Below are 5,442 nucleotides of genomic sequence, written 5' to 3' on the forward strand. Positions count from 1 at the left end.
AGCGGCAAGTCGGGTGCTTTGGGACCCCGGAGACCAAAGCGCCCAGCCGCTCACGTGTTTGGTGCCTTTTGGGTGGCATCGACTTCTAGGCTTTCTGCCGCAACGTCTTCTGACTTGAAAGGAGACGGCATCTGCCCGATGGGGCCCCGCTGGCCAAAGGGGGCAGCGTCTTTCCCGGCTTCGACCGATAATTGACCCTGGCCATCCCACTGGCCGCCGTCGCCCGCCTTCAGCAAAGCTATTTCTGAAATTGAATATCGTCTATGAAGAAGACGATCTTATTGGCCTCCGCGGAATTAAAGTCTCTACTCGCAACCCAAGCGAAACCTCCAATAACACTCGACAAGTCTGAGTTGCCGAGGTCGATTTCGTATTCACTCCAGTCTTGGGAGAGTCTCAGTCTACCTGACGTCCTAACAAAGGAGTCACGATATTTTCCTTTCCGGATACCACCGGTCTTGAATTCGACGACCTCTCCTCCGCGTTCGCCTCTGGCCCAGAAAGCAACTTTGGTAAAACCCTCGCGTGAGTAATCGTTACCAGCCTCCTCCCCCCAATTGTCCGCAATATTCTGCCAGTAGATACCCGCCCATCCCTTTGGGCCGAACTCGTACTCAATACGAATGCAGTCTGGTTTGCTATGCGGAGATTCGCCATATGACCCGGAGAATTTCACATACTTGCGCTCATAGACACCGTCTCCCATCCAACCTGTCGCCTGAAAGACGTTCTCTATGTCCAGAGAGGCCAGCTGGCGGGGGCCACTAGCGGCAGATTCACCGACCAGAACTAGGCAGAGGGAAAGCTGGCACAAAATTCGTACAGTATCGGAAGTCTTCATTGTTAGATCTCCTTTCTCTTCATCCTCCTCATTTACTGACCCTCTCTATTTCGATTAGCTCCCTGGCCTTAGCTTTTTCAGCGTCCGACTCTAGGAACTCAATCATCCTGTCGGCTGTTTCGAAGTCACCGCTCTTTAGGCAATATCGGAAAACGTGCCAGAATTCCTCGGAGAATGCCTCCCTTCGCGATAAACTTCGCAAGCGCTGGATTGCCTTTTCTACGTCGTCTTCTTGGAGGGCCTCGGAGATTTCCCGTCTTACTTGCGGTTCGGCTAAACTTGTTGCCGTTCGAAGATGACGATTTTCTGAAGTGGACCTCGTCTCCCGAGGATTCTTGAGCCGCTCTAATTCGAGCCTCAGTCCGGCTACTTCGGAATTCACCGTTACCTGGAACTCACCAACTTCTTTCTTTAGTTCACCAAGCTCACTGTAAACATTCCAGAAGAACCCCATGAAAGTCATAACTATTCCCACCAATCCCACCAAGGCAAGATTCTGCCAAAAATCTGCTCCTCGCCCTTCTTCGATCTTCTTGTTCTTCATCTCAGGAACTTCGTGAAGCACAAGTCTACCATGGGGTCTTGGGAAATTCTAGTTGCGGCCAAACTTCCATAATCTCCTGAACCGGGTCTCTCGCTGTTGAGTTCCTGGCCCGCCAAACGGTATGATGTAAAGTGACTTTTGTATTTTCAAAATCTGACTAACACAAATTAAATCTATAAAAATTTGTAACTCAGGAAGGGCTTGGTCGGGCCCACCGTGCTACGATTAGGTGTTGGCCTCAGCCCGCTGTGAATAGCTTGTTAAAAGGTCGTGGAGATGACTCGCGATGATCAAGACCCGGGAGCCGGGTTCAATGCCAAAAGACCTCAAGAGGCACTGCCAGACAATGCCGTTGCCGGCGGTCATGCAGCGCTCCAGTCGCCGGAAGAAGCTGCGCACCGGAAAACACTGTCCAAGGGCAGGCCCTTCGCGGAACATATGATCCGTCCTCCCTGAGCCAAAGGCCCGGCTCCAGTTGACGCACTTTGGCAGGAAGCCGCTTGCCTTCGATTCCAACAGGTCCAGTGAACGAGTCTTCCTTCTCCTGCTGCGGCGCGGCGTCTAGCATCGGAAAGCCGAGCAGCATGACAACGCCGACGGCGGAGGATAGGAGGGCCGCCAGTTCTGCATGGCTTCTCCCATAGCGAAGATGCCGCAAGGCGAAAGAAAAGGTTTGGCACAACCCGACCAGCGTCCTCTGAGTTGACTCTGGAGGCGCGGCGGGCGGGGAGGTAGCCGGCCAGGGTGGCGACCAGGACCATAAGAACCGCCGCCAGGGCCAACAGTTGTCTTTCGCTAAGCACTTGCGGCCTGAAGAACCCCGCGGGCGTAGCGGCTGGAGGGCGAGTCCCCTTCCAAGGCGATCTCCCGGAGAAGTTTACTGATCGACAGGTAACTCGTGCCTTCAACCAGCGAAGCCAGTGCTGTATGACGGTTTGGGAGGCTGGTGTCCAACACGATTTCAGACAGCGGCGCGACTATCTCTTTGCCGCCCAAGGCCATCACCAACCACTTGGCGGCCCACCACTCAAATGGGCCCCCTCCCTTGGCATAATCGACCAGAGGGGGAATTGCGGCGGGACCCATTTCCAGCACCTCCCGGTAGTGAGCTGCTGAGGGATGGGGACGGGTGATGGCCTTAACGCCTTCTGGAAGTATGATGGTGCCCGATTCAATGACCTCTGCCATGATCTCCTCGATCCGTCTCCGGACTCGTTCTGGATTTGCCGGGTCGGGCCTTCTCGCAACGCCCCCGCTGATTTGGGCAATCGGCTCCCCGCCTTGGGCCAGGGCCTCGAACTCGCCCCTTTGCAGCATGACCTCCTGTGCGTACTCCAGGATCTTCCCGGCTGCCTCCTTCTCGGTGATGGCGTTGAGCAGCCAAGAAACCTCCAAATAGCCGTTGTGCTCGACAACTCGCTGCAGAGCTTCCAGACGCAGGTCCGGGTCGGACTCGTTTCGGGCAGCTTGGATAAGGGCCGGGGCCGCCAGATCACCTCCAATCCGGTCTAGAAATCGAATGGCTGCCAGACGCCGGCCTCTTTCCGGCGACTCCGCCAAGCGGGACAGGCACTGGACGGCGACAATGCCGTAACTGCGGATCTCGCGGCCTCTTTCGCTCCAGATGACGTCCAGAGATAGCTTGTCTAGCCCCTCAATCAAAGCCTCTTCAACCAGATCAGTGAGTCGCTGTTGCACCGCCTCCTCATCGATGTCCTTCCAAAAATCTTGGTAGTAATCGGCTTGAAGGGACACCGGCTCAATCGAAGACGAACTCCACGCTTCTCCGCCAAACGCAGCGACGGAGACCAAGCTCATCCCCAGATGGACTCCCAAGGCAATTCGTATTCTCACAAGGCTAAGCCTCCTAGTTAACCGTACCATGACTAAACGACGTGCCGTTATTGAAGAGCAGCAACCCCAACATGCAATCGGTTCGGACCGTCTGGTTGGTGATCGAAAACGTTGTCGTGCCACCGCCACCCGGAACCCGAAGCTTGAAGTTCTGGATGACACCAACACACAGATTCGGCGGAGGTGCAGCTCCAAAGCAAGTGCCAACAGGCTCGTCAGTGAATTCCCCGTCTGCGTTGGTCGTAGATGGAGAAGCAAATGGGAGGTATCCTTGACCCCAGTTCTGGCCATTGCGGATGATTTCTTCGAGCGGCGTCATCCCAGCAACCTCGATGACATCGCCGTTCTGATCCAAGACGCGATATTCAACCTCCACGAAGAAGCCCCTTTGATTCGCAGTCGGAGCGCAAGTCGGATCTTCAATGGCAAAGACGTCGATTGCATCAAAACGGGTCGGTTTCTGCGCAACAAAGGTCTTGGCGTTGGTGGTGGCGCCTGCCGCGGTGACGGTGACGGAACGGGAGCCGGCCGCTGCGCTCCCCGGCAGGGAGAAGGTGGCGGTCACCGAGTTAGGCGTGACCGATTGAACGGTGGCTGTGATCCCGCTTCCACTGACGTTGACCGAGAGCGGCTCTACGAATCCGGTGCCCTGGAGCGTCACGGTGGTAGACCCGCCCAGCACATAACGATCCGGGGAGATGGAAGTGAGGGTCGGATTCAGAACCAACACTTCAGCCGTCGGGCTGAAAAAGCCCGACGAACTGCTCCCCGGAACCGAAAGCGGCTTAGCTGTCTCCGTGCAGGAGCAGTTCATGCCGCCCGAGGGCAGGAACTCGCAGAGGGTGGGGGGCAACCATCCCGTCCCCAGGAAGGAGGCACCGATATCGGCCTCACCCGCTGAGTGGAATTCGACGTCGGCGCGCAGGAAACCCTTGTCCACCGAGGCCACGCCGCCGTCCGAGCTGTTGTAGCCGGCGAATCCCGAGACGTCCTTCCAGTTGGAGTCATCGAAGGTCTCCACGGCGTAAATGCGGGACTCAAGACCGGCGTCCCCAATGTACAAGGCGGGGATGCCGAAAGCGCCGGGGACGCCGGCCAGGCTTGTCAGCAAGAAAAGGTTCTCCGAAGAGGCGGGGCACACCGGACACCCCGCCGCGATCGAGACACCCAGTGTGCGGTTCTCCAACACGGCCTGGCCGCTGACGCTGGACGGGTCCTCGCTGTGGACAAGCAGCTTGATCTGGCCCTCCTCGGCGGTCAGCGGCAACACCCGGCCGAACTCGTCCGGGATCTGCTCGGCCTGCAGCAGGCCCACGTCGACCATCCTGAACTCGAACGGCTCCAGCCACTTGGCGCCCGCGTAGGTGTAGGACTGACCTTGGGAGTGGATGAACAGGCAGAAGACGGCCCTTTCCGAGGTGCGGTTGGTCAGGTACACCTTGGTCGTCCAGCCGCCTTGCAGCAGCATGGGGTAGCTGTAGCCCAGGTTCAGATCGGAAGGCCACACCGCCTTCGACTGGTGGACATGGCCGAAGACTTCATCCACGCTCAAGAGCGAAGCAGTCACTGCTCCAGGGGAACCGGCGTATTCCAGTTCCAGGCCGGCCTCGAGGATTTCACCGCCATCGGCCTGCCGCATGGCGGAAAGGGAAGCCCCAAGGTCCAGAACGACCGCCTCATAAGGGTCGAGTTGCAGCCCGTCGAGCAGTTGGAGGCGGGAGCCCGGCGCCGACAGGGTTTCGGCGAACTGTGCATGGGCGCTGACCGTCACGGAGCGGGGCATCTCGTTGGAAAGAATGAGGAAGGGCGAGATGCGGCTGCCCTTGTCGGTGACCCCCGAGCGAAGCGTCGGAAAAGTCACACTGCTTGTGTCCGACAAGCTCTCATCCTCCAAATCGGGCGGGGTGGCGAAGAAGTCGAGGCGGCTAGAGAAGCCGTGCGCTTCGTCCAGCACAAAGCCGCGCACAATCAGGTCGCCGTAGCCGCCCGAATGGGAAACCTTTACGGCGCCGACTCGCTCATTGCCGTGAATTCCGCCGGCTTGGCGCAGATCCAAGACGCGCAGTTGGCCCGGCTGAATGGCCATCCCGCGCTCGCTCGCCCTGGGTCCGCTTCGAATCTGGATGCTCAGGTCGATGACTTCCGTGCTCCGGTTCAAGAGAAGGACGTGGCCGTCGGAGGGCGGGCTGGGCAGCCAGAAAGG

Annotated in this window: 4 protein-coding genes; all 4 read right to left on the reverse strand. The window is 58.1% G+C overall.

Going from position 1 to position 5,442, the window contains the following annotated elements; genetic code table 11:
• Positions 1 to 238 precede the first annotated feature (238 nt).
• Positions 239 to 841 carry a hypothetical protein gene (locus VLU25_04755; GenBank protein ID HSR67229.1) on the reverse strand — a complete coding sequence of 201 codons (603 nt, stop codon included), beginning with the start codon at positions 839 to 841 and terminating at the stop codon, positions 239 to 241.
• A 28-nt stretch (positions 842 to 869) separates the two neighbouring features.
• On the reverse strand, positions 870 to 1,385 hold the full coding sequence (locus VLU25_04760) for a hypothetical protein (GenBank protein HSR67230.1): 516 nt from the start codon (positions 1,383 to 1,385) through the stop codon (positions 870 to 872).
• 795 nt (positions 1,386 to 2,180) lie between these two features.
• A complete protein-coding gene (locus VLU25_04765; protein ID HSR67231.1) occupies positions 2,181 to 3,239 on the reverse strand; it encodes a HEAT repeat domain-containing protein in 1,059 nt (352 codons plus the stop codon).
• A gap of 13 nt (positions 3,240 to 3,252) precedes the next feature.
• A partial coding sequence (locus VLU25_04770) for an IPT/TIG domain-containing protein (GenBank protein HSR67232.1) occupies positions 3,253 to 5,442 on the reverse strand: 2,190 nt, incomplete at its 5' end.

Source organism: Acidobacteriota bacterium (assembly GCA_035471785.1).
Lineage (GTDB): Bacteria > Acidobacteriota > UBA6911 > RPQK01 > DATIPO01 > JANQFM01.